Consider the following 25,005-nt stretch of genomic DNA (forward strand, 5'->3'; position numbering starts at 1 on the left):
GGCTCTACCCCTTTCCGCGACGGGCGCTACCCGCCCAGATTCTCGCGGACGATCGAAGCGGCCGCCGCCTCCGCGTCGCTCGCGACGCCATCGTGCACGCGCGTGCTGACGGCCGGCGTCGGCGGCTCGCTGTCGAGCGCATGGCCGTTGCGGTCGTGCGTGTCGACCGTCGCACGCATCGACAGCCCGACGCGCAGCGGATGCGCGGCGAGATCGCGGGCATCGAGCGCGATCACGACCGGCACGCGCTGCACGACCTTGATCCAGTTGCCGGCCGCGTTCTGCGACGGCAGCATCGAGAAAGCGCTGCCCGTACCGGCCGAGAAGCCCTGCACGCGGCCGCGATAAGTGATCCGCGAGCCGTAGAGATCCGACACGACCTCGACCGGCTGGCCAACGCGCATGTGGCGGATCTGCCCTTCCTTGAAATTCGCCTCGATCCACAGCCGGTTGAGTTGCACAATCGACATCAGCGGCACGCCGGGCCCGACCTGCTGGCCGACCTGTACCGAGCGCTGCCCGATCGTACCGTCGACGGGCGCGACGATCGTCGTGCGCTTCAGGTTGCGGTACGCGAGCTTGAACTGCGCGGCCGCCTGCACGACGGCCGGGCTTTCGTCGACGGGCAGCTTGCTGCCGAGCGCGCGCGCCGCGTCGAGCTGGGCCTGCGCGGCCGCGAGGTTCGCCTGCGCGCCGGCCACCGCCGCGCGCGCACGCGCGAGTTCCTCGGGCGCAACGATCTCGACCGACGCGCCCGAGCGGGCGGCAAGCGCGCGCTGCGCGAGCGACAGATCGGCGCGCCGCGCATTCACGGCCTCGACGTACATCGTGTTCGAAATCCTCGCGTTCGCAACCTGCCGCACGGCCTGCGCGAGCTGCGCCTTCGCCTGCGCGAACGCGACGGACGCCTCGGTGTCGTCGAGCTTCACGAGCATCTGCCCGGCGCGCACGGCCTGCGTATCGGCCACCAGCACGTCGGTCACCGCGCCCGGGATCTGCGCGGCAACCTGCACGATGCTGCCCGCGACGTATGCGTCGTCGGTGTCTTCGTAGTAGCGGTCGCTCAACAGCCAGTAAACGATCCACGCGATCGCGGCCAGCAGCACGATCGCGAAGAACACCGTGAAGCGCTTGCGGCGCGTCGCGCGGCGCGCATCGAGGGCCGGATCGGTCGGTGCGGCCGGCGGCGCGGCGGTATGAAGGTTGTCGTGGTGCATCAGTCGCTTTGCGTGACGATCAGTCGATCGTGCTGGAACAAGGGGATCGGCTGGGTAACCGACGGGGCCGGCGCCGCGTTCGTCGCTGCCGTGCGCGCCAGAACCGGCGTGCCGCGCAACGCCGCGTCGTCACGCCGCACGGGTGCGGTTGCAGGCACGGCCGCGACACTTGCGACGGTAGCGGCCGGTGACAGGGACGCGCTCCCCGTACGCGCATCGCTCGACGGTGCGCCCGCCGCGGCGCGGTTCGCCGCGGCAGACGCCACCGGAGCCGGCGCCCCGCGCCTGGCCGCCCCGCTGCGCGCCCGATGCACGGCCGGCGCCTGCGCCACCGTTGCGCCCGCATCGAACCCGCCGCCGAGCGCGCCGATCAGACCGACGCGCAACGCCCGCTGCCGGCCGAGCAACGCGATCATCTGCGTGCGCTCGTCGATCAGCGTGAGATCCGCGACATCGACGTCCTTCTGCATCAGCACGCCGCGCCGGTGGCGGTCGGCCGCGATCTGCACGATCTTCTGCGCGGCCGCGACCGCGTCCTGTTGCTGCGCGACGAGCGTCTGCGACGTCTGCAACGACGTGACGAGCTGCGCGACCTGCCCGAGCGCGTCGTCGACGGTCTTGTTGTACAGCCCGATCGCGACGTCGGCCTGCGCGACGTCCGCGCCAAGCTTCGCCTTCAGCCGGCCGCGATCGAAGATCGGCAGCGAGATCGCCGGGCCGACGGAGCCCGCGAGCGAATCGCGCGAGAACAGCGACGCGGGCGTCAGCGCGAACACGCCGCCGAGCGCGACGAGGTTCACGTCCGGATAGAACTGCGCGCGCGTCGAATCGGCATTCGCGAACGCGGCTTCGACGCGCAGCCGCGCGGCGACGATGTCGGGCCGGCGGCCGAGCAGATCGGCCGGCAGCCTGGCGGGCACGGCGCCGCCCGCGAACGCGCCGACGCGCGGCCGCTGCAGCGCGAGCCCGCGCTCCGGGCCGCGGCCCGACAACACGCCGAGCTGCAGTTGCGCGAGCTTGATCTGCTCGTCGTTCAGCGCGATCTGTTCGAGCAGGCGGCTGCGCTTGATCGACGCGTCGCTCGCGTCGTACGCGTTGTCGAGGCCGCGCGCGGTGCGCTCGCGCAGCACGGCCGTCACGCGCTGGCTGATCGCGAGCTTCTGCTGCAACAGGTCGCGCACCGCGTACGCCTGGTCGAGCTGGCAGTACACGGTGACGATCGCGACGGCGAGCGTCAGCCGCACCTGCTCCGCTTCGACGCCGGCCGCGTCGCGCAGCGACATCAGGCTCCTGGTCGCCGCGCGGTTCTTGCCCCACAGGTCGAGCTGGTAGTTCAGGCCGACGAAGATCGACGACGGCGATACGTTCGGATCGCCGAAGATCTGCACCGGCACGCGATAGCCGCCGGCCGTCACGTCGGCGATGTCGCCCGGCTTCGGCATCCGCGCGCGGCTGATCGTGGCGCCGGCCGTGCCCGTCAACCCGGTCAGCGAATCGAATTGCTGAAGCTGTGCCTGTGCGATCCGCAACCGCGCCTGTGCGACCTGCACATCGGGACTGTTCCGCGACGCCTCGGCCACCAGATCGTCGAGCTGCGGATCCTGGAGCTGCTTCACCCAGTCCGGTGCCGGCCATGCGCCGTTCGCACCGGGCCCGGCCGTATGCGCGAGCGCGTCGTCGGCCGGCGCACGCAGCGACAGCGAAGGCAGGAACCCCGACGGCACGCATCCGCTCAACGCGAGCAGCGCGGCCGCCGCCGCGATCGTCGCGCCGCCCCTCACGCCGCGCGCCGGCCCCGCCGCTTTCCTCGAACGCCGCATCGTCACCCCTGCCGAACGCGCTGCGCACGCGCGGCCAGACGCGGCCGCGTGCGTTCGAGCGGGCCGAGCCGGCCGAACAGGCCGTCCGCGACGCCGAACAGGATGCCGGCCAGCTTCGCGCGCTTGTCGCGCTCGACGAGCGCGATCTGCACGACCTGCCACACGGTCAGCAGGTTCGGCACGATCGCCACCGGAAAGCGCAGCCCGTACTGCATCCCGAGCTGCACCGCGTTGCGTGCGCTGTAGTAGCGCCGTTGCCACGAATGATTCATCGACGTCATTTCAAAAGGGCCGATCGCGTGCCGCTGCTTCGCGCCGATCCGGTGCGGCAGCACCAGCGACGGCACGACATAGAGCGGCACGTTGCGCGACAGCGCGCGGAAACTGTATTCGGTGTCGACGTGATCGATGAACAGCGTCTCGTCGAAGCGGCCGAGCAGGTCGAACGCGTCGCGCGACACGACGCAGCCCGACGAGATCAGGAACGCGCAGCGCTGCAGCGGCGCGCCCGGCTCGATGCGCAGGCGGCGCAGGCCGATGCCGTTCGTCGCGAGTTCGGGCAGGAAGCTGCGCGCGTTTTCGTCGAAGATGCGCGGGCCGGCCAGGAACGCGCGCCCCGCGAGCCCCGCACAGACGTCGCGCATCACCGGGAAATAGGCGGCCGGCACCGACGAATCCTGGTCGAACAGCGCGACGGCGTCGATGCGATCGCGAAACAGCGCCGCGAGCCCCGCGTTGTACGCGCCCGCGATCCCGCCGCGATTGCCGTGATGCAGCAGCGCGATGCCTTCCCTGTCGCACAGCGCGCGCGCCCGCGCATCGGGCCGCGGCGTGTTGTCGACGACGAGCAGCGCATCGCACGCGTGCCGCCACGCACGGAGCGCGTCGAGCTGCGCATCGCTCGGGTGATACAGGATCACGAGTGCGCCGAGTGTCGTCATGGTCTTCTCCTCAATGCCCGAACGACGCGGCCGCGCCGCGCTTCGGCCGCGTCAGCCACATCATCGCCGCGAGTGCGAGACACGTCATGCTCGCCATCCAGAACATGTCGTTGGTCGCCATCATGTACGCCTGCTGCATCACGACGTGGTGCAGCGTGGACAACTCGCGCACGCCGTCCACGCCCATCGCGTTCAGCGCGTGCACGAAGCGCTGCGTGTTCGCCGACGCGTGCGTGACCGATTGCGACACGGTGTCGTAGTGATAGGTCGCGCGGTTTTCCCACAGCGTGACGCTCATCGCGGTGCCGAACGCGGCGGACAGCGTGCGCAGGAAGTTCGACAGGCTCGACGCGGCGGCGAGCCGGTCGTCCGGAATGCGCGACAGCGTCGCCGCGGTCAGCGGAATGAAGAAGCACGGCAGCCCGATCCCCTGGATCAGCCCCGGCGCCGCGATCTGCGCGAACGTCATCTTCAGCGTGAAGTGCGCATCCCACGCGAGCACGGCAGCGAACACGAGGAAGCCGAAGGTCGCGAGCACGCGCGCGTCGAAGCGGTGCGCGTGAATCCCGACGAGTATCGAGAACACGAGCGCGAGCACGCCGAGCGATGCGGTCGCGAGCCCCGCGTGAAACGCGTTGTAGCCCATCACGGCCTGCATCCACAGCGGGAACACGACGCCGACCACCGAGAAGCTCATCATCCCCAGCGAGATGATCAGCACGCAGAACGAGAACGTGCGGTCGCGAAACAGGCTGAGATCGACGACGGGGTGCGCCTCGCCCGCTTCCCAGATCAGCAGCGACACGATCGCGAGCGTCGCGACCACCGCCAGCGTGACGATCAGCGGCGAACCGAACCAGCCGCGGTCGTGGCCGAGGTCGAGCATCGCCTGCAGCGAACCGACGCCGATCACGAGCAGCACGATGCCCGGCACGTCGATCGGACCGGCCGCGCCGCGTTGCGCGTCGGGGCGCAGCATCGCGGTGCACACCGCGAACGAGAACAGCCCGATCGGCAGGTTGATCAGGAAGATCCACGGCCACGAGAAGTTGTCGACGATCCAGCCGCCGACCACCGGCCCGAAGATCGGCGCGAGCAGCACGGTCATCGCCCACAGCGCGAGCGCGATCGTGCGCTTGTCCGGCGGGAACGTGCGCAGCAGGATCGTCTGCGACAGCGGCACCATCGGCCCGGAACACAGCCCCTGGAGCGCGCGGCAGATCACCAGCACGTGCAGGTCGCGCGCCAGCCCGCACAGCAGGGACGTGAGCGTGAACAGCAGCACCGCGCCGACGAACAGCCGCAGCTCGCCGACGCGGCGCGCGAGCCAGCCCGTCAGCGGCACCGCGATCGCCGCCGCGACCGAGTACGAGCTGATCACCCACGTACCCTGGCTGTTCGATACGCCGAGACTGCCGGAGATCGCCGGCACCGCGACGTTCGTCACGGTCGAATCGAGCACCTCGATGAAGGTCGCGAGCGACAGCGCGAACGTCAGCAGCGCGAGGCGGATGCCGCGCACCGGCTGCGCGGCCGGCGCGGGCGCGGGCGTGTCGAACGCGGACGGCGCGACCGGCCCGTCGTGAAGCGGCGACGCGGTGCTCATGCGCCGGCCGCCGCGAGATCGGCCCGCGCGGCCAGCCGGCCGCGCTTCGGCACGAATCGTTCGATGAAATCGGCGGCCGCCTCGCAACCGTCCGGCGCGGCCGCGAGCAGCGCGCGCATGCGCTTCGCATGCACCGCGAACGCCGGTTCGTCGAGCGCGCGAGCGAGCGCCGCGCCGAGCCGCGCACCGTCGACCGGGCCGTCGACGCGCACGCCGCAGCCGTTCGCGACGACGCGTTGCGCGTTGTCGAACTGGTCGTGCGCGAACGGCGTGACGACCTGCACGATCCCCGCCTCGCACGCGAGCGCCGCGGTGCCGATCCCGCCGTGATGCACGAGCGCGCGGCAACGCGGCAGCAGCGTACGCATCGGCACGAAGCGGCGCACGAGCAGCCGCTCGCCGCCCGGCGCCGCATCGTGCGGCGTCAGCAGGATCCCGCGCGCGCCGGTCGCGCGCAGCGCGTCCGCCACCGCGCGCGCGTAGGCCGCGTGATCGACGCGGGTCGAACCGGCCGTGAACACGACCGGGGGCTCGCCGGCCGCGAGAAACGCATCGAGTGCCACATCATCGTCGGGCGTCGCAATATCGTTGAACAGCGGAAAACCGCTTTGCAGATGGTTCGACGGCCAATCGGGCTGCGGCGGCGCGAACCAGGCGGGAAACAGGCACAGCACGCCGTCGGTCGAGTGCAGCCAGCGGCCGAGCACGCGCCGCGCGGGCGCGAGCCCGAGATCGCGGCGCACCGCGTCGAGCGCCGGGCCGCACACACGATCGAGCACCTGGCGCTCGATCAGCGTCATCAGCGCCGATTTCACCGGCAGCGGCCAGCGCGCGGGAATCGTCAGGCGCGGGTGCGTCGGCGGCGCATGCGCGGACAGCAGCGTCGACGGCGACACCTGCACCGACACGTAAGGCGTGCCATGCAGTTCCTGCATGAAGCGCGCGGAGAACGCCCACAGCGTGCCGACGAGCACCGTGTCGGCATCGGTCAGCGCATGCAGCGCGTCGTAATGCGGGCGCAGCGTCGGCGCGATCACCTGCCACAGCGTGCGGAACGACGTGCGCGGATCCCACAGTGCCGGGTTCTCCATCGCGGCGTCGTATTCGGCCGCGGTACCGACCGGCACGAACGCGAACCCGCAGCGGCGCACGGCCGCCTCGAACGGCGCGTGCGTGCAGAACACCACGTCGTGACCGCGCGCCGCGAGCGTGCGCGCGACACCGAGCAGCGGATGCACGTCGCCCGCCGAGCCGATCGCGGTCACGATCATCTTCGCCATCGCGCGCCTCGCGGAGGTCAGTAGAAACCGGGGATCAGCGCCGCCACTTCGCGGCGGTACTGCGTGTACGCCGGCCCGAAATGACCGGTGAGCCAGCTCTCCTCGACGCGCACCTTGTACGCGAGCGACGCGAACACGAGCAGCACGCCGACCGCGCCGCGCCATTCGCCGCCGATCAGCGCGGCGCCGGCGAGCGCGACCAGGCAGCCCGTATAGATCGGGTGGCGCACCAACGCGTACGGCCCCGTGCGGACGAGCTCGTGGTTCTCCTTCAGCGTGACCGACACGCTCCAGTTGGTGCCGAGATGCAACCGCGCCCACACCGAGAACAACAGACCGGCCGCCAGCACCGCAAGCCCGCACTGCGCCTGCAGCCCGAAGCGCTGCCAGTCGGGCACGAGCGCCTGCCACGACGGATCGGGCAGGATGATCAGCGCGCCGCCGACGATCAGCGGAATCGACTGCAGCGTGCGCGAGCGCGACGCTTCCTTGCGCACGGTCGTCTTCACGCCCTGCGACGTGGCGATCCAGTAAGCGAGCCATGCGGCCCATGGAACGACGATGGCGATGGTCTGAACGATATTCACGGCTGGCCTGCCTCGTTGGGATGGGAATTCGGATGTGCGGGGCGAACCCGGTGCACGACGGTTGGCGTCACGACGACAGCGCGTGCATCGGCGCGGGCACGCACGCATGCGCGGCGGCGCGCGCCATGCCGGCCGCGACGCTGGCCTCGCCGCAGAAGAACTCGAGCAGCGCCGTGCGCGTGCATTCGCGCTGCGCGCGGCCTTCGATGTCGAGGAAATGGCCGGCGTCCGGCACCGTCGCGAACCGTGCGCGCGACACGTGCGCGCCGAGCTGGCGCACGTCGGCCGGCGTCGTGTATTCGTCGCGCTCGCCGTTCAGGAACAGCAGCTCGCAGCCGATGTTCGAGAACTCGCTGAAGTAGCGCTCGGGCCGCAGCGACAGGATCTGGTCGACGTGGAACGCGACCTGGTCCTGCTCGTCGCGCGGCAGGCGCGTGAGATACCGGTAGTTGTACAGCTTCATGATGCGCGGCAGGTAGCGGCCGACGGTGTCGTTCAGCAGCTGCGCGGCCTTCAGGTTCTCGCCGGCCGCGATGTGATCGCGGGCACGCGTCACGTAGTCGACCATCGCGTCGTTCAGGAACGGCGAGAACGAGCAGATCGCCGCGCGACGCACGCTCGGGCAGCCGCGCGCGAGCGCGAACAGCGACGCGACGCCGCCCCACGACACCGACACGAGGAACGCCGGCGCGAAATGCTCGACCAGGTACTGGAGGATCGCGGCTTCGTCGTCCTTGGTCAGGATGCAGCAACCCGGGTTGTACTGACGCGACTGGCCCGCATACGGCAGATCGAAGCAGATCGTGTTCATCCGCTCGCCGAGGTACTGGACGGTCTGCCCGAACGACGCCGTCGTCGCGAGCGCGCCGTTGACGAGCATCGCGGTGTCGAACGCCGGGTCGAACACGTTCCGTTCGACATAGACCTTCAGGCCATTCGGTAGCGGGACTACGTGTTTTTCGGTCGGCATCGTCGTTCTCCGGTGGATGCGGCGTCTCGACGTCGCGGCATGCTGCAGGTGCGCAATGACAGGTGACGGCCCCGTGCGCGATCCGTCATCGCGCCCATTGCCGACGCACCGCGGCAAATGCCGGCGGCGCTCATTGATTCCTGATGGTGCGGCGCCATACTAATACGGTCGATATTACTTACTCAAGTCATTCCAACGATCTCCTCTACTCTGTTAGAAAATGCCCATGATTCAAATTTTTTCGTCAACTTCTATGGTATGCGGATTCTCCACGCGGGCGGACGCAATCGTTTGCGAGCAATCCGGAGAAGCGCTCAAAAAATCGATATTCTTGTTTTAATTCAAATACATAATATGGTTTAATCGCCTGATTAAAACGATTTCATGAAAGCTGCACGCATTCACGATCCGAATTGACGATTTCACATTGCGAATAATCTTACATATTTCGACACTCTTTCGTTTTGTAATGCACCGGAAGTGGAAATTTTCCCTCGCATTGCGTCATCTTTTCGGAATCCGTTTTAAACAGATTTCAATTTAATTAACCTTCTTTCAATGCATTTTTCCGCACCCGCACATAACCGCGGAGGCGACGCGGCACCCGTCGCGGCGTGCTGTTTCGCCGTCGGACCCCGATTTTTTGTTGATTGAACGATCAATAAAAAACCGCTAAGCTTTCGACTTCCATGAACGGCCCCGTCCGGGCGAAGGGAGTCGCGATGCCGAAAGTCGGAATGCGGGAGATCCGTCGCGCGCAGTTGATCGATGCCACGCTGCGCTCGATCGACGAAGCGGGCCTGCCCGGCACGACACTCGCCTCGGTCGCGCAACGCGCGAACATCTCGACGGGCATCGTCAGCCACTACTTCGGCGACAAGGACGGCCTGCTCGAAGCGACGATGCGGCACGTGCTGCGCGACCTGTGGTCGGCCACCACGCGCCGCCGCACGGCCGCGCGCAAGGATCCGCGTTCGCGGCTGCGCGCGATCGTCGCCGCGAACTTCGACGATACGCAGGTCAGCGCCCCCGTGATGAAGACGTGGCTCGCGTTCTGGTCGCAGAGCATGCACGACCCGATGCTCAAGCGCCTGCAGCACGTCAACACGCGGCGCCTCCATTCGAACCTGTGCGCCGAGTTCGCGAAGGCCTTGCCGCGCACGAAAGCGCGCGAAGCCGCCAGCGGCCTCGCCGCGCTGATCGACGGCCTGTGGCTGCGCGGCGCGCTCGCCGGCGGCCCGATCGACACCCGGGCTGCACTGAAGCTCGCCCACGATTACATCGACCTGCTGCTCGCGTCCGCCTGACGCGTCACGCAGTCGCCTACCAGGAGATCCTCATGTCCGTATACGGTTTGCAGCGCCTCTACATCGGCGGCGGTTACGTCGACGCCACGAGCGGCAAGACTTTCGACACCTTCGATCCCGCCACCGGCGAACTGCTCGCCCAGGTGCAGCAGGCAAGCGCGGCCGACGTCGAGCGCGCCGTCGCGTCCGCGCAGGAAGGCCAGCGCGAATGGGCCGCGATGACCGCGATGCAGCGCTCGCGCATCCTGCGCCGCGCGGTCGACCTGCTGCGCGAACGCAACGACGAACTCGCGGCGATCGAAACGCGCGACACCGGCAAGCCGATCGGCGAGACGCTCGCGGTCGACATCGTCACCGGCGCGGACGTGATCGAGTACTACGCGGGCCTCGCGACCGCGATCGAGGGGCTGCAGGTGCCGCTGCGCGCCGAGTCGTTCGTCTACACGCGCCGCGAGCCGCTGGGCGTGTGCGCGGGCATCGGCGCGTGGAACTACCCGATCCAGATCGCGTGCTGGAAGACCGCGCCCGCGCTCGCGGCCGGCAATGCGATGGTGTTCAAGCCGAGCGAGGTCACGCCGCTGACCGCGCTGAAGCTCGCGGAAATCTATACGGAAGCCGGCGTGCCGGCCGGCGTGTTCAACGTCGTGCAGGGCGACGGCTCGGTCGGCGCGCTGCTGACGGGCCACCCGGACATCGCGAAGGTGTCGTTCACGGGCGGCGTCGAGACGGGCAAGAAAGTGATGTCGCTGGCCGGCGCCTCGTCGCTGAAGGAAGTGACGATGGAACTCGGCGGCAAGTCGCCGCTGATCGTGTTCGACGATGCGGACCTCGATCGTGCGGCCGACATCGCCGTGACCGCCAACTTCTTCAGCTCGGGCCAGGTCTGCACGAACGGCACGCGCGTGTTCGTGCACCGCTCGATCAAGGATGCGTTCACGCAAAAGGTGCTCGAACGCGTGAAGCGCATCCGCGTCGGCAAGCCGACCGATGCCGACACCAACTTCGGCCCGCTCGTGTCGGCCGCGCAGCTCGACAAGGTGCTCGGCTTCATCGAGAGCGGCAAGGCCGAAGGCGCGAAGCTGCTCGCGGGCGGCACCCGCCTGACCGACGGCCACTTCGCGAACGGCCAGTACGTCGCGCCGACCGTGTTCGGCGATTGCCGCGACGACATGAGGATCGTGCGCGAGGAAATCTTCGGGCCGGTGATGAGCATCCTCGATTTCGAATCGGAAGACGAAGTGATCGCCCGCGCGAACGACACGCACTACGGCCTCGCGGCCGGCGTCGTGACCGAGAACCTGTCGCGCGCGCACCGCACGATCCATCGCCTCGAAGCCGGCATCTGCTGGATCAACACGTGGGGCGAATCGCCGGCCGAAATGCCGGTTGGCGGATACAAGCAATCCGGTGTCGGACGCGAGAACGGCATCACGACGCTCGAGCACTACACTCGAATCAAGTCGGTGCAGGTCGAGCTCGGCCGCTACAACCCGGTGTTTTGAGGATCACGAAAGGAGATTGACCGTCATGACGACACGCGAATACGACTACATCATCTGCGGCGCCGGTTCCGCGGGCAACGTGCTCGCAACGCGCCTGACGGAAGATCCGGACGTCACGGTGCTGCTGCTCGAAGCCGGTGGCCCCGACTACCGCTTCGACTTCCGCACGCAGATGCCGGCCGCCCTCGCCTACCCGCTGCAGGGCCGCCGCTACAACTGGGCGTACGAGACCGACCCCGAGCCGCACATGGACAACCGCCGGATGGAATGCGGCCGCGGCAAGGGGCTCGGCGGCTCGTCGCTGATCAACGGGATGTGCTACATCCGCGGCAACGCGCTCGACTACGACAACTGGTCGACGCACAAGGGCCTCGAGAACTGGACGTATCTCGACTGCCTGCCGTACTTCAAGAAAGCCGAGACGCGCGACGTCGGCCCGAACGACTATCACGGCGGCAGCGGCCCCGTGTCGGTCACGACCAGCAAGCCGGGCGTGAACCCGCTGTTCGAGGCGATGGTCGATGCGGGTGTGCAGGCCGGCTATCCGCGCACCGACGACCTGAACGGTTACCAGCAGGAGGGCTTCGGCCCGATGGACCGCACGGTCACGCCGAAGGGCCGCCGCGCGAGCACCGCGCGCGGCTACCTCGACCAGGCGAAGGTGCGGCCGAACCTCGAGATCGTCACGCATGCGCTCGCCGACCGCATCCTGTTCGACGGCAAGCGCGCCTCGGGCGTCACGTACCTGCGCGGCAGCGAGCGCGCGAGCGCGCATGCACGCCGCGAAGTGCTCGTGTGCAGCGGCGCGATCGCGTCGCCGCAGCTGCTGCAACGCTCGGGCGTCGGCCCCGGCGCGTGGCTGAAGGAACTGGACATCCCGGTCGTGCTCGACCTGCCGGGTGTCGGCCAGAACCTGCAGGACCACCTGGAGATGTACATCCAGTACGAGTGCAAGGAGCCCGTCTCGCTGTACCCGGCGCTCAAGTGGTGGAACCAGCCGAAGATCGGCCTCGAATGGATGCTGAACGGCACGGGCCTCGGCGCGAGCAACCACTTCGAGGCGGGCGGCTTCATCCGCACGCGCGACGACGACCTCTGGCCGAACATCCAGTATCACTTCCTGCCGGTGGCGATCAACTACAACGGCTCGAACGCGATCGAGATGCACGGCTTCCAGGCGCACGTCGGCTCGATGCGCTCGCCGAGCCGCGGCCGCGTGAAGCTGCGCTCGCGCGACCCGAACGACCATCCGAGCATCCTGTTCAACTACATGGCCGAAGCGCTCGACTGGCGCGAGTTCCGCGACGCGATCCGCGCGACGCGCGAGATCATGCGCCAGCCCGCGCTCGACCGCTATCGCGGCCGCGAGCTGAACCCGGGTGCCGACTGCAAAAGCGACAAGGAACTCGACGCGTTCGTGCGCGCCCGCGCGGAGACCGCGTTCCATCCGTCGTGCTCGTGCAAGATGGGTTACGACGACATGGCCGTGGTCGATGAAGAAGGCCGCGTCCACGGGCTCGAAGGGCTCCGTGTGGTCGATGCGTCGATCATGCCGATCATCACGACCGGCAACCTGAACGCGCCGACGATCATGATCGCCGAGAAGATTGCCGACAAGATCCGCGGCCGCCAGCCGCTCGCGCGGGTCGACGTCCCTTACTTCGTCGCGAACGGCGCGATGGCGAGGAACGTCGCGAAGGCCGTGCGGCAGCCCGAGACGGTCTGACGACGGCGGGCGCGCTGCCCGAACCTGGATGGTGTCCTGATGAAACGCCGCCGATCGCGATGGTCGGCGGCATCACATACTGCGTCCGGTCGATGGAGCGCGGAACCGAGGCGTTGCGCGGCCGGTCGGCGCGGCAGTCGTGCGGTCGCACGACGCGGCCCATGGCGTGACGCCGCGCCCGCACGTGCCAACGCGGCCCGGGATGTCGCCCCGGGGCGAGCGCCTGCGCGCGAGGCGGTGCGGGCCGTTTCATCCCGGCCAAGCCCCCCGTCAGCCGGCCTTGCTCCCGTCTTCGCCTGAGCGGGAAATCGTCACGCCCCGCGTGCGCACCCGCTTGCCGCGGACGATCGGATTCCAGCGCGACGTCAGGCTCATCGCGTCGCGCAGGCGGTCGAACGCGACATCCTCCGTCGGCCCGAAGCGGCTGACCGCCGGCCACGCGAGCACGTGGTCGAGCCACGCCTGCCAGGTGTCGCCGTGGAAGCGACCGCCGATTTCCCGCACCGTATCCGGTGCGGCGATCGCGATGCCCGCCAGCAGGTAGCAGGCCCAGAAGCTGCCCGCGCCGACGAGTCGATCGAGCCGGCAAACGGCGAGCGCGGCAAGCAGCCCGTCCATCGACGCGAGATCGGCGCGATGCGTACGGATCGCCCGCGCGACGAGATTGTGCTGCCCGCCGTACGCCTGAACCGACACGCCGTTGCCGGCCGCGAGCCCGGCCGAGAACATCGCGAGCGCGGCCATCTCGTCGATGCGCGCCGCGTCGTCTCGCGGGCCGCATGCGCGCAGCACGATCGCGTCGATGACGGCACCGGGGTGGGTCGGCGTTTCTCCGTTCGCTGCCGCGATAGCGGTCAGCCTTTCTCTCAGGTTCTTCGCAGGCGGCATCTCGCGCGGCCCGTCAGGTGGGTTCGCGACGCGTTCTCGCGCGTCTTCGCCGTGGCGTTCGACGCCGCCGGCAATGCGTTCGAGCGCGGCCCAGCCGATGTCGGGATCGTCGAATGCGCACACCTCGATCACGCCGTGCGCGGAGTCGAATACGGCACGCGAGCCCGGGCAGCAACGTTCGGCCTCAGCGAGTTGCCGGACGGACGGCACATGCGAGCACGCGCCGAGCGGATCGGCCGGGTCGCACGCGCAGCCGCCGCCGTCCGACGCGCTCCACGGGACGAGCCGGTGGAGCGCGGCCGCCGCTTCGCGCGACAGGCGCGCGCCGGTTCCCGCGCGCGTCGTGTACGACGCGGCGACGGCCGTGTCGCCGGCATCGCGCGCGGTCATCGTGCAGGACGCCGTGTCGAGATGGTCGATCAGGTATTGCAGCCACGCGGCGGTGCGCAGCCGGTCGGGCGTCGCGTCGCGGGCATCGCCATACTTTGCTGGATCGGTAAGCATGGTTCCGGCCAATTGGAATCGTTTTGTTTCGATCGAATTGGGGAAGCGCAGTACGTCACGCCCGCCCCGCGGGTCCGCCCATGCCGGATCGCGACACGGGCGGCTCGGCCGGCACGCGGATAAGCGCGACGACGCGAATACATCGAGGAAGCGAACATGGCCGCGTGCGAACCGCACGATCCTCGCGCACGGCTGTCGCTCCGCGACGGTTACTGCACGTGGAGCTTCGGCGACGCGACGAGCGTGCCGGCCAACCTGCAGTCCGGCGCCCATTCGGCCTGGTTGAAGGTCAGCGACGCGTTCGAATCGTTCCACGCCGCCACGAGCTTGTCGGGACCGCAAGAACCCAGCAGCGTGAAGGTCACCTGCGCATCGTTGATCGACAGCTGCGTCGCGCCGTCCACCTGCCCCGTCCACGGCGCGGCGCTGCTCGCCGTACTGCTGATCAGCGGGCACCAGTTGCCTCCGCCGAACTGCGCCGACGTGATGCGGATCACGCCCGCCGGCGTGATCGTTCCGTTGAACGTCACCGCGCAGTTGGTGTTGATCGCCTTCTTGCCGAGCGTGGTCATTCCCGTCGCGGAGAACGGTTCGCCGTTCGGATTCATCGGCTGACCGTCCGCGCGAGAAACCGTCACGGCAAAGGCGGGCGCGGCCAAAACCGCGGTGAATACCACGGCAGCGACACGCGATGCGATTGGACGAATGTTCATCTGCATTGCCCTCTCTCTTTTTTGATATGAATGGCGGCACACCGGCAGAAACGACCGCGCCGCCGAATGAATCCGGCCGCCGCGCCGATACACGCGACGGCACGAACCCATCGAAGCCGCGGAAACCCGCCGCACATGCCGCACGGCCCTCGTGCGCGGCGGGTTCCGCTTCGATCGCCCGGCGTTTACTGCACGTGGAACTTCGGCGACGTGGCGACCGTGCCGCTCACCGTGCAATCCGGCGTCAGCGCGGACTTGTCGAAGGTCAGCGACGAGTTCGAATCGCTCCACGCCGTCACGACCTTGCTCGGCCCGCAGGTACCGAGCAACGTGACGTTCACCTTCACGTTGTTGATCGACAACTGCGTCGTGCTGTCGGCCTGGCCCGTCCACGGCGACGTGCTGCTCGCGCTGCCGCTGATCAGGCCGCACGTCGCGCCGCCCGAGAACGTCGTCGACGTGATGTTGACGATGCCGGTCGACGTGATCGTGCCGTTGAAGGTCGCGTTGCAGTTCGCGTTGATCGACCCCTTGGCCAGCGCCGTCAGCCCCGACGCCGAGAACGGCTCGCCGTTCGGATTCATCGGCTGGCCGTCGGCACGCGAAACGGTGACGGCGAAAACAGGCGCGGCCGAAACCGCGGTGAAAGCCACTGCAGCAACAAGCGATACGATTTTGCGAATGCTCATTTGAACTGCCCCCTCTCTTCACAAATGGCGGCACGCCGCCAGGAACGCGACCTTCCGGCCGGAACGATCCGGCCAGCCGGGCGCAGGAAACCGCCGGCACGCGTCATGCGCGCCGGTCGGCTCAGAACTTGTAGGAAATCCCGACGAACGTGATCAGCGGATCGGCCTTCAGCCGCGTGCGCGTGGTCGCGAGCGTCGACCCGTCGGCCGCCTTGATCACGAGCGACGAGTAGGTCTTCAGCGGCATATAGGTCAGCGTCGCCGTCAGCCCCCAGTGCTTATCGATCGCATAGCTCGCGCCGACGTTGTAGACCGGCGTGAACGACGACGACGCCTTGCCCTCCACCGAGGTCGCGCCCGGCTTGCCGGCGCCGGCCGCGAGCACGCTGCCGAGGTTCTCGTTGATGTCCTTCGCGAAGTTGCCGTTCAGTTCGATGTTGCTGAACCAGCTGTAGGCCACGCCGATCCCGACGAACGGGCGGAACTTCGCCGTCGGCGCATTGAAGTAGTACTGCAGGATGATCGTCGGGCTCCACTGCCGCGCGTTCTTCACGGCCGGCTGGTTCGCCGACTTGTCCATGTCGACGTTGCCGAGCGCGCCGGCCGGGCCCGGCGGCTTGATCACGCCGTGGCCGGTCAGCGTGAACTCGGGCGGCACGCCGAGCACCGACGTCACCGCGATGTGGTCGGTGAAGAAGTGCGTGAGCGTGAGGCCGACCGTATCGGCATTGTTGACCGTCAGGCTCGTGCCCGGCGACGTGAACGAGCCCGGCAGGCGCAGCGGCCCGTTGATCGGCATGCTCGCGAGATTCGTCGTCAACCCGTTGGTCGAATCCTGCGGCATGATGTGCAGCCAGCCCAGCGTCGCGACGTTGTCGCCCGCCTGCTGGGCCGATGCGAGCGTCGACGCGACTGCGGCGACACCCGCGACAATCAGCTTCTTCATGAAGTCTCCCCCTCGTTCTGTCGGGGCGCCGCGCATCCGCGCGCGGCGCCACCGTGTCTCCATCCAGGCGTGCGTCACTGCACGAATGCGCCGACCGTGAAGTACGGGTTGCTCGTATCGGCCATGTCGAGGAACCCGAACACGCCGCCGCTGAACACGAACTTGCCGGTTGCCGGCCCCGACGCCGCATCCGCGTGCACGGTCGTCACGACGCCCGGCACCTTCTGCGTGTAGTCGAGGTTCAGCGCGCGCGTGAGCGCGGCCTGCGACGCGTTGAACGGATCGAGCAGCGTGGCCTGCGCGCCGACGAGCGCGGTCGCGCGGTAGTTGAACGCGCTGTCGACGCCCGTGTACTCGCCGTCCTGCGAGCCCTGCGCGATCGCCGTCTGCGGGCTCAGGAACGAGATGCCCGATTCGTCGTCCGCGCTCGGCGGGCCTTGCGTGAGGTCCGCGTTCGCGGCGCCGGTGCGGATGAAGATCGGCACGAGCTGGTTGCGCAGCTTGCCGACGATCAGGATCCCCTTGCCGGCCTTCGCCGGATCGAGCGCGGCGAGCGTCGGCGGAATCTGCGGCTGGTAGTTGAGCGACTGGAACGCCGGCGCATCGGGGCGCAGCGTGAACGGCTGGTTCACGGTCGCGCTCGACGCGAGCGGCAACCCGCCGTTCTTCTTGCCGAAGTTGTCGGTTTCCGTATAACTGCCGTCCGCGTTGATCGTCACCTTCTGGTCGAGCGCCACCGGCTGGAAGTTCTGCGACGGCACCTGGTGATAGCCGAGCTGGTTGTACGTGCCGGCGATCTTCGTCAGGTCGGTTTCCAGCGACGAGAAGCTGATGAACGGGTAATACGGGAACGTCGTCTTCGGGATCTTGCCGACGCCGATCACGCCGTCGAACTGGATCGTCGCGCCGGGAATCGCGCCGCCCAGCACGCCTTCGCCGAGGAACAGCCGCGCGGGCCGGCTCGGGTCGAGGCTCGCGTTCTGCATCCGGAACGTGCACTGGTTCAGCTTCACCGTCGGCAGCCCCGTTTCGTCGGCCAGCGTGCCGTCGACCACATTGGCGGGCGCCGTGTCGCGCGTCGGCTGCACGGTGCCGGTGGTGGTCGGCACCGGCGACGCGAGGTAGGTCATCCGGTACGTCATCTTCGTCGTGTCGAGCTGCACCTTCACGAGCTCGCCCGACCCCGACCCGCCGATGAATACCGTGTTGTAGTCGATCGTCTGCGGACACAGCCGGACCACCGGCGCGGGGGGCGGGTCGCCGTCGCCGCCGCATGCGGCCAGCACGGGCGCGAGCGATGCCGCGGCTATCCATTGCTTCACATTCATAGGAATCCTCTTGAAATTCGATTCGCCGGCGGCGACGCATGCGCCGCCGGTGTTACGTGTTCAATGCAGGGTTACTGGACGAACGCGCCGACCGTGAAGAACGGGTTGACCTTGTTGTTGTTGACGACCATCGCGTAGACGTTGCCGGCCGTCACGAGCCAGCCGGTGTCGCCCTTGCTGAAGATCGCCACGTTGCCGTTCGCGCCCTTCGCGTTGAAGTCCTGCGTGGCGGTCACCTTGATCTTGCCGGGCGTGGCCTGCGTATAGTCGAGCGCGAACTGCGAGGTGACCGACGACGTCTGCGGATCGATGAATGCCGCGGTATTGCCCTGGAACAGCGTGGACGTATAGTTCGCAGCCAGCGTCGACACGGCGGTACCGTCGTTGCAGGTGCCCGCTTCCGTCAGGAAGGTGCCGTTGACGAAACTGCCGGGCAGCTCCGGATGCGGCACGTTCGGATTGAAGCTCGGGCCCGCCGTCGGGAAGAAGGTCGTCGTGCCGGGAGACGTCACGATGCCGCAGGCGGAGGCGCTGGTCGCGCCGATGTAGCCGCCTTTCAGGGAATTCGCGGCGATCGCGGTGGTCGACGACAGCATCGAGATACCGACTTCGGCATCGGCGACGGAGGCGAGCAGATTGGTCGCATCGACATACGTGTAGCCGACGCGAATCACGACCGGTATCCGTACGCCATTCAGCTTGCCGACGATCATGATGCCTTTGGCCTGGCTCGACGCAAGAAGGATGAGCGACGACCCCTGCCCCGCGATCGGATACGAGAGCACGCCAAACGCGTTCGGCAGCCCGTTGCTCACGAACACGTTGTCGGCCGACCCGTCCGCATTCTTGCGCAGCGTCCACGGCGTCCCGGTCGTCTGGCACGAGTAGTCGCTGCCCGGGGTGATCGTGCACGAACCGTCCGCATTGAGCGTTTGGTTCCAGTTGACGACGTCCGGTTCCCAGCCGATTGGCCCGGGCGCGCTCTGCCCGCCCCCGCCGAGCGGCGACAGATGGATGCCTACCTCGTTGTAATTGCCCGCGACCTTCGAAAAATCGGTTTCCGTTTCGATGAAGCCGATGAACGGATAGAAATCGAACGTGCGCGACGGCACGTAGCCGATGGGCAACGGAGCGCCGAGGTCGATGCCCTTGAACGCGATTGTCGCCCCCGGAATCCCGCCGCCCACGACACCATTGCCGACGAACAGCATCGGCGGATCGGCGCGATTGATCGTCACCGCATACGCGCCGTCGCTCGTCGCGCCGCTGTCGAGCACGAACGCGCAGCGGTTCTGCTCGGCCGTCGGGAGGTTGGTCGGATGATGGAACGCGCCGCTGATCGTCAGGCCCGCGCGCGTGTTGTTGACTTGCCCTGCCGACGTCGGCACCGACGATTCGATGAACTGCATCTGGTAGGTGAGCTTCGTCGTGTCGAACTTCACCTTCACGTACTCGCCGCTGCCGGCGCCGCCCGTATACGTCGTCGTGTAATCGAGCGCGTCCGGACACAGCTTCGCCACGACGGGCGGCGTCGTTTCGGCGCCGCTCGGCCCGCAGGCGCTGCCCGAGCACTGCGGCACGTTGATCGGCCCCGGATCGTCGCCGCCGCCGCAACCGGCGACGAACGGCAGCACCAGCACCGCGCACGACAGGATCGCCTTCCGCCATTCAGGAATGCAAATCATCAACCCCTCCTTTTCAGGTACGACAAGTCTCGTCCGGCCAGGCTGCATGGCCCGCCGGTTGGTATCGCGCCGCCGCCCGAACGCGCGGCGCATGACAATGCGCGCCAGACGGCCGCGATGCCGGTCAGGCATGTGCGGCACACGCCGCTGCGGCAGACAAGCGCGGTCCCGCAGCGCCGTCATGCGGCACGGCGCCGTCGGAACGATCGGAACGGAAAGTGGTTCGCCGCGCTACACGGCGAGGTGACGACGCAGGCATGCGACCTGCGTCGCGCCTGCATGCAGCGAAAAATCGGGAAACGGCAGTCCGGCTGGCCCCGCGGATGGGCGTCTCATGGTGTGGTCTCCATACGTACGCTTGATTCGTTATCGTGATGCGTCGTTTGTCGAGACTATGATCGGACCATTCAAACAAGTAAATGGATGCAGAGTTCCAAACGAATGAACCCGCGCGATCCTAGCGTTTACACGGTATTTAACAGATTTTCAAACAGCCTTCATTTTATTTGCTCAGACAAATACCCGGGCTGTGGAACACGCGTTTGAACGGCACTCGCGCAATCCGCGCCGAGCCAGGCCAGGCGGCCTTCAGCGGCCCGCACGCATGTTGCGGCGCAACCTCATACGTCGATGATCGCGAGCGTGCCGTGGCTGCCGGGCAGCACCGCGTGACGTATCCCGGCGCGCGCGAGATACATCTGCCCGGCCCCGACCACCACCGTCTCACCGTCAACCTCGAGCATCAGCGTGCCGTCGAGCACCAGCAGCCCCTCGTTGTAGTCGTGCACTTCCGCGTCGTACGGCTGCGCATCCATGCGCAGCACCTTGATCCGGGCCGGCCCGACCTCGCCGACGATCGTGGATTTCCATGCGGCGGCCTGCGCGGCGGCCACGGACTTGAAATCGACCAAAGACATGCGCCCGCTCCATGAACGATGAAAGGAACGCATTATCGCGAGCGCGATGCGTGCCGTCCCGGTACGGCGCAAGGGTCTTCCGGCAGCACAGTCGACGTGCCGCAACGGCGGAACCACGGTCGCGGCGGGAATCATGAGAAATGCGGCAAATTGTTCGCTCAATTCAAATAAAGCACGTATTTGCTGATCGAAGTACGGCCGATTCATGCAAATCCGGCGCCGGCAATACGCGGCCTTTCCACCGGAATGCATTTCGATCTACCGATTGCTAATATGGCGGTCCTGCGATCCCGCACCACAACGTCGTTCGACATGACGCCCGACCGCCATGCCGTCCCCGGTCCCGGCCGCTTCGCAGCGGCGGCGACGCCGGGCACGCGCGGCGCGGCGTCGCGCCGGCCGGCCGTACCACCCGTGAGCATGCAACCGATCCTTTCCGTCTCCGACCTCTCCAAGACTTACGCGTCCGGCTTCCAGGCGCTGAAGCACGTGACCCTCGACATCCGCCCCGGCGAGATCTTCGCGCTGCTCGGGCCGAACGGCGCCGGCAAGACCACGCTGATCGGCTCGATCTGCGGCATCGTCACGCCGACCGAAGGCCGCGTGACGGTCGGCGGTCACGACATCCGCGATCAATACCGCGCGGCCCGCGAAATGATCGGCCTCGTGCCGCAGGAGCTGACCACCGACGCGTTCGAAAGCGTCTGGGCGACCGTGTCGTTCAGCCGCGGGCTGTTCGGCAAGGCGCCCGATCCCGCGTATATCGAGAAGACGCTGAAGGCGTTGTCGCTGTGGGACAAGCGCGACAACAAGCTGATGACGCTGTCGGGCGGCATGAAGCGCCGCGTGATGATCGCGAAGGCGCTGTCGCACGAGCCGCGCATCCTGTTCCTCGACGAGCCGACGGCCGGCGTCGACGTCGAGCTGCGCCGCGACATGTGGAAGCTCGTCGATTCGCTGCGCGAAAGCGGCGTGACGATCCTGCTGACCACGCACTACATCGAGGAAGCCGAAGAGATGGCCGACCGGATCGGCATCATCCTCGGCGGCGAGCTCGTGCTCGTCGAGGAAAAACGCGAGTTGATGCGCAAGCTCGGCAAGAAGCAGCTGACCGTGCAACTCGAGCACCCGCTCGCGGAGGTGCCGCCCGCGCTCGCGCCATTCGGGCTCGAACGCGCGGACGACGGCGCCGCGCTCGTCTACACGTACGACTCGCAGCGCGACGACGCGAGCATCGCGAAACTGATCAGCGCGCTCGGCTCGGCCGGCATCGGCTTTCGCGACCTGCACACGACGCAGAGCTCGCTCGAGGACATCTTCGTCAGCCTGATCGACAACCGCCGCAACGGCGTGCAAGGAGCCTGACGCATGAACTGGCATGGAATCCGCGCGATCTACCGCGCAGAAATGGCCCGCACGCGCCGTACGCTGATGCAGAGCATCATCGCGCCGGTGATCTCGACGTCGCTGTATTTCGTCGTGTTCGGCTCCGCGATCGGCTCGCGCATCAGCGACGTGAACGGGATCGGCTACGGGTCGTTCATCGTGCCGGGGCTCGTGATGCTGTCGCTGCTGTCGCAGAGCATCTCGAACGCATCGTTCGGCATCTACTTCCCGCGCTTCACCGGCACGATCTACGAGATCCTGTCCGCGCCCGTGTCGTACTGGGAGATCGTGATCGCCTACGTCGGCGCGGCCGCGTCGAAGTCGATGCTGCTCGGCGTGATCATCCTCGCCACGGCCGGCCTGTTCGTGCCGCTGCACATCCTGCATCCGTTCTGGATGGTGCTGTTCCTCGTGCTGACGGCGATCACGTTCAGCCTGTTCGGCTTCGTGATCGGCATCTGGGCCGACAGCTTCGAGAAGCTGCAGCTCGTGCCGTTGCTGATCATCACGCCGCTCACGTTCCTCGGCGGCAGCTTCTACTCGGTCGACATGCTGCCGCCCGCATGGCGCGTCGTCACGCTGTTCAACCCGATCGTCTACCTGATCAGCGGTTTCCGCTGGTCGTTCTACGGACTGGCCGACGTGCACGTGTGGATCAGCCTCGCCGCGACCGGGCTGTTCCTCGTGATCCTGCTCGCGATCGTCGCGTGGATGTTCCGCACCGGATACAAGCTGAAGAATTGACGGCGCACGCGCCGCCGCGCCGATGACGCATTTGGGCAAGCAGGCGGCGTTTTTCCTCTGATGCGGCAGTTTGTGGTCGCGTCTACTGAACGTGAAGCATCGGGGCCCTGGAGCATGCGCTGCGCGGCCCCTTTTTCATTTCAGAGGACGCCATGCCCGCCGCCACCGCTCCCGTCTCCGCCGCCGCCCGGCTCGAACGCCTGCCGTTCTCCGGCTATCACAAGCGCATCTTCTTCATCATCGCGATCGCGTTCTTCTTCGACTCGGTCGACCTCGGCACGATGACGTTCGTGCTCGGCTCGATCCGCAAGGAGTTCGGGCTGTCGACCGCGGCCGCCGGCCTCGTCGCGAGCGCGAGCTTCTTCGGGATGGTGCTCGGCGCGGCCGTCGCCGGCCTGCTCGCCGACCGCTTCGGCCGCCGGCCCGTGTTCCAGTGGAGCATGGTGCTGTGGGGTGCCGCGTCGTACCTGTGCTCGACCGCGCAGAGCGTCGACGCGCTGATCGTCTACCGCGTGCTGCTCGGCATCGGGATGGGCATGGAATTCCCGGTCGCGCAGACGCTGCTGTCCGAGTTCGTGCCGACCGAGAAGCGCGGCCGCCTGATCGCGCTGATGGACGGCTTCTGGCCGCTCGGCTTCATCACGGCCGGCGTCGTCGCGTACTTCGTGCTGCCGCAGTTCGGCTGGCGCACCGTGTTCGCGCTGCTCGCGATTCCCGCGGTGTTCGTGCTCGTCGTGCGCCGCATCGTGCCCGAATCGCCGCGCTGGCTCGAGCACGCGGGCCGGCACGCGGAAGCCGACACGGTGATGCACGCGATCGAGGCGAAAGTGATGCGCTCGGCCGGCGTCACGACGCTGCCGCCGCCGTCGCGACTCGCGGAACCGGTCGTCGCACGGGGCCACGGCGCGCTGCGCGAGATCTGGAGCGGCGTGTACCGTCGCCGCACGGTGATGGTGTGGCTGCTGTGGTTCTTCGCGCTGCTCGGTTTCTACGGCCTCACGTCGTGGCTCGGCGCCCTGCTGCAGCAAGCCGGCTTCGAAGTCACGAAATCGGTGTTCTATACGGTACTGATCTCGCTGGGCGGCGTGCCGGGGTTCCTGTGCGCCGCATGGCTCGTCGAGCGCTGGGGGCGCAAGCCGACCTGCATCGCGTCGCTGATCGGCGGCGGCGCGATGGCGTATGCCTACGGCCAGAGCGCGCTGTACGGCGGCAGCACGACGCTGCTGATCGTCACGGGCCTCGCGATGCAGTTCTTCCTGTTCGGGATGTGGGCCGCGCTGTACACGTACACGCCCGAACTGTACGGCACCGGCGCGCGCGCGACGGGGTCGGGCTTCGCGTCGGCGATCGGACGCGTCGGTTCGCTGATCGGGCCTTACGTGGTCGGTGTCGTGCTGCCGATCTTCGGCCAGGGCGGCGTGTTCACGCTCGGCGCGCTGTCGTTCGTCGCGGCGGCGATCGCCGTGTGGACGCTCGGGATCGAGACGAAGGGCCTCGCGCTGGAACAACTGGCGGCCGGCGACGCGGCCGGGGGCAGCGGCCGGTATCCGGCGGCGGCGGCGGATAAAGTGTCGTGATCGCCGGGGTTCGCTTTCAGGCCGGGAACGCGTTCAGCGCCGTTCCCGGCCGCTGCGTCAGCCATCAGGCTTCGCGCCCGTGGCCGGTCATCCTCGAATCGATCCGGCGCCCGGACGACCTGCCGTCGCTCGCGCGCGTGGCGAACGCGCCGCGGCGGATCCCGGCACCCGATCTCGGCCTCTTCCTGCCGATACCCGGCGCGACGATCGCGCACTGCGAAGCCGCCGCCGCGTAAGCCGCGGAGGCGGCAATTCAACGATGAGGGTGCGGCCGGTGCCGGTCAGGCACCGGCGACGACGAACTCTTCGGCCGCCTTGCGCTGGACCGCGGCCATCACGGCCAGTTCGCGCTTGCTGCGCGTGTCGCCGGACACGACACCGGTCGCGTGCTTCGCCTTCGCACCCAGCGGGAAAAACACAAACGACGCGCCGGCCGGCGCGGCCGGTTCCGCACGCAGGCGCTTGTTCAGGATCTTCAGGTACTTCTTCTTCGAGACTTCCTTAGCAGCCATGGCACCCTCCGCGTCAACGTGGTGAAGATCAGCATACCAGTTTTGGTGATGCGCTCCGCGGCGGCGGCCGCCAGTTCGCCCTTCACGGAAAATGCTTCGCGCGCGCTGTCGATACGCGTCCTTCTCGTACGTCGTGTTGTCGTAACCGATCGTTTTGCCG

General features: G+C 67.8%; 22 protein-coding genes. 7 read left to right on the forward strand and 15 right to left on the reverse strand.

The annotated features are described in order from the left end of the window. Window positions 1–26: 26 nt before the first annotated feature. The 7 genes from AC0KUR_RS07370 to AC0KUR_RS07400 form a co-directional block, all read right to left on the reverse strand. Complete coding sequence (locus AC0KUR_RS07370; protein WP_473375621.1) at window positions 27–1,217, reverse strand: hemolysin secretion protein D; 1,191 nt, start codon at window positions 1,215–1,217, stop codon at window positions 27–29. Continuing rightward, window positions 1,217–3,037 carry an efflux transporter outer membrane subunit gene (locus AC0KUR_RS07375; protein WP_367190238.1) on the reverse strand — a complete coding sequence of 607 codons (1,821 nt, stop codon included), beginning with the start codon at window positions 3,035–3,037 and terminating at the stop codon, window positions 1,217–1,219. Before AC0KUR_RS07375 ends, AC0KUR_RS07370 begins: the two co-directional genes overlap by 1 nt. 2 nt (window positions 3,038–3,039) lie before the next feature. Then, window positions 3,040–3,978: a glycosyltransferase family 2 protein gene (locus tag AC0KUR_RS07380; protein WP_034186076.1), complete on the reverse strand. Its 939-nt coding sequence runs from the start codon at window positions 3,976–3,978 to the stop codon at window positions 3,040–3,042. Window positions 3,979–3,988: 10 nt separating this feature from the next. Then, on the reverse strand, window positions 3,989–5,584 hold the full coding sequence (locus AC0KUR_RS07385) for a DHA2 family efflux MFS transporter permease subunit (protein ID WP_069245996.1): 1,596 nt from the start codon (window positions 5,582–5,584) through the stop codon (window positions 3,989–3,991). After that, a complete protein-coding gene (locus AC0KUR_RS07390; protein ID WP_473375622.1) occupies window positions 5,581–6,864 on the reverse strand; it encodes a glycosyltransferase in 1,284 nt (427 codons plus the stop codon). The genes AC0KUR_RS07385 and AC0KUR_RS07390 overlap by 4 nt, the downstream gene beginning before the upstream one ends. Before the next feature lie 17 nt (window positions 6,865–6,881). Beyond that, window positions 6,882–7,451 (reverse strand): methyltransferase family protein, encoded by a 570-nt coding sequence (locus AC0KUR_RS07395; protein WP_034186073.1) that lies wholly within the window; start codon window positions 7,449–7,451, stop codon window positions 6,882–6,884. A 67-nt stretch (window positions 7,452–7,518) separates the two neighbouring features. Continuing rightward, window positions 7,519–8,421: an alpha/beta fold hydrolase gene (locus tag AC0KUR_RS07400; protein WP_034186072.1), complete on the reverse strand. Its 903-nt coding sequence runs from the start codon at window positions 8,419–8,421 to the stop codon at window positions 7,519–7,521. A 722-nt stretch (window positions 8,422–9,143) separates the two neighbouring features. On the opposite strand from AC0KUR_RS07400, the gene betI reads away from it, so the two are divergent. The 3 genes from betI to betA are packed head-to-tail and all read left to right on the forward strand — an operon-like array spanning window position 9,144 to window position 12,956. After that, entirely contained in the window at window positions 9,144–9,728 is a 585-nt protein-coding gene (gene betI, locus AC0KUR_RS07405) for a transcriptional regulator BetI (protein ID WP_034186211.1), read from the forward strand. A gap of 32 nt (window positions 9,729–9,760) precedes the next feature. Then, window positions 9,761–11,230: a betaine-aldehyde dehydrogenase gene (gene betB / locus AC0KUR_RS07410; RefSeq protein WP_034186071.1), complete on the forward strand. Its 1,470-nt coding sequence runs from the start codon at window positions 9,761–9,763 to the stop codon at window positions 11,228–11,230. A gap of 25 nt (window positions 11,231–11,255) precedes the next feature. After that, the gene (betA, locus tag AC0KUR_RS07415) at window positions 11,256–12,956 is read left to right on the forward strand and encodes a choline dehydrogenase (RefSeq protein WP_059556914.1); all 1,701 of its coding nucleotides are present in this window, start codon (window positions 11,256–11,258) and stop codon (window positions 12,954–12,956) included. Window positions 12,957–13,226: 270 nt separating this feature from the next. On the opposite strand, the gene AC0KUR_RS07420 is transcribed toward betA, so the two are convergent. The 7 genes from AC0KUR_RS07420 to AC0KUR_RS07450 all read right to left on the reverse strand — a co-directional run bounded on the left by AC0KUR_RS07420 (window position 13,227) and on the right by AC0KUR_RS07450 (window position 20,626). Then, entirely contained in the window at window positions 13,227–14,348 is a 1,122-nt protein-coding gene (locus AC0KUR_RS07420; protein WP_473375623.1) for a hypothetical protein, read from the reverse strand. A gap of 209 nt (window positions 14,349–14,557) precedes the next feature. Further along, the gene (locus AC0KUR_RS07425; RefSeq protein WP_034186210.1) at window positions 14,558–15,061 is read right to left on the reverse strand and encodes a hypothetical protein; all 504 of its coding nucleotides are present in this window, start codon (window positions 15,059–15,061) and stop codon (window positions 14,558–14,560) included. Between the two features lie 185 nt (window positions 15,062–15,246). Next, on the reverse strand, window positions 15,247–15,750 hold the full coding sequence (locus tag AC0KUR_RS07430) for a hypothetical protein (protein WP_049035976.1): 504 nt from the start codon (window positions 15,748–15,750) through the stop codon (window positions 15,247–15,249). Between the two features lie 121 nt (window positions 15,751–15,871). Beyond that, complete coding sequence (locus AC0KUR_RS07435) at window positions 15,872–16,696, reverse strand: OmpW/AlkL family protein (RefSeq protein WP_034186067.1); 825 nt, start codon at window positions 16,694–16,696, stop codon at window positions 15,872–15,874. 74 nt (window positions 16,697–16,770) lie between these two features. Then, a complete protein-coding gene (locus AC0KUR_RS07440; RefSeq protein WP_473375624.1) occupies window positions 16,771–18,024 on the reverse strand; it encodes a DUF2957 domain-containing protein in 1,254 nt (417 codons plus the stop codon). Window positions 18,025–18,095: 71 nt separating this feature from the next. Next, on the reverse strand, window positions 18,096–19,709 hold the full coding sequence (locus AC0KUR_RS07445) for a DUF2957 domain-containing protein (RefSeq protein ID WP_049035969.1): 1,614 nt from the start codon (window positions 19,707–19,709) through the stop codon (window positions 18,096–18,098). Window positions 19,710–20,329: 620 nt separating this feature from the next. Further along, window positions 20,330–20,626: a cupin domain-containing protein gene (locus tag AC0KUR_RS07450; RefSeq protein WP_059556917.1), complete on the reverse strand. Its 297-nt coding sequence runs from the start codon at window positions 20,624–20,626 to the stop codon at window positions 20,330–20,332. Window positions 20,627–21,046: 420 nt separating this feature from the next. On the opposite strand from AC0KUR_RS07450, the gene AC0KUR_RS07455 reads away from it, so the two are divergent. From AC0KUR_RS07455 to AC0KUR_RS07470, 4 genes are all read left to right on the forward strand, one after another. Beyond that, window positions 21,047–21,991, forward strand: coding sequence for an ABC transporter ATP-binding protein (locus tag AC0KUR_RS07455; protein ID WP_473375625.1), 945 nt, complete (start codon window positions 21,047–21,049; stop codon window positions 21,989–21,991). 3 nt (window positions 21,992–21,994) lie between these two features. Beyond that, window positions 21,995–22,756: an ABC transporter permease gene (locus AC0KUR_RS07460; RefSeq protein ID WP_034186063.1), complete on the forward strand. Its 762-nt coding sequence runs from the start codon at window positions 21,995–21,997 to the stop codon at window positions 22,754–22,756. A 152-nt stretch (window positions 22,757–22,908) separates the two neighbouring features. Beyond that, window positions 22,909–24,333: an MFS transporter gene (locus AC0KUR_RS07465; RefSeq protein ID WP_034186062.1), complete on the forward strand. Its 1,425-nt coding sequence runs from the start codon at window positions 22,909–22,911 to the stop codon at window positions 24,331–24,333. After that, entirely contained in the window at window positions 24,330–24,569 is a 240-nt protein-coding gene (locus AC0KUR_RS07470) for a hypothetical protein (RefSeq protein WP_301742272.1), read from the forward strand. The genes AC0KUR_RS07465 and AC0KUR_RS07470 overlap by 4 nt, the downstream gene beginning before the upstream one ends. Window positions 24,570–24,614: 45 nt before the next feature. Here AC0KUR_RS07470 and AC0KUR_RS07475 read toward each other — a convergent pair whose 3' ends face one another. Beyond that, window positions 24,615–24,845 (reverse strand): hypothetical protein, encoded by a 231-nt coding sequence (locus AC0KUR_RS07475; protein ID WP_034186060.1) that lies wholly within the window; start codon window positions 24,843–24,845, stop codon window positions 24,615–24,617. Between the last annotated feature and the right edge of the window lie 160 nt (window positions 24,846–25,005).

The sequence above is a fragment of the Burkholderia sp. YHN3-13 genome, from assembly GCF_055810675.1.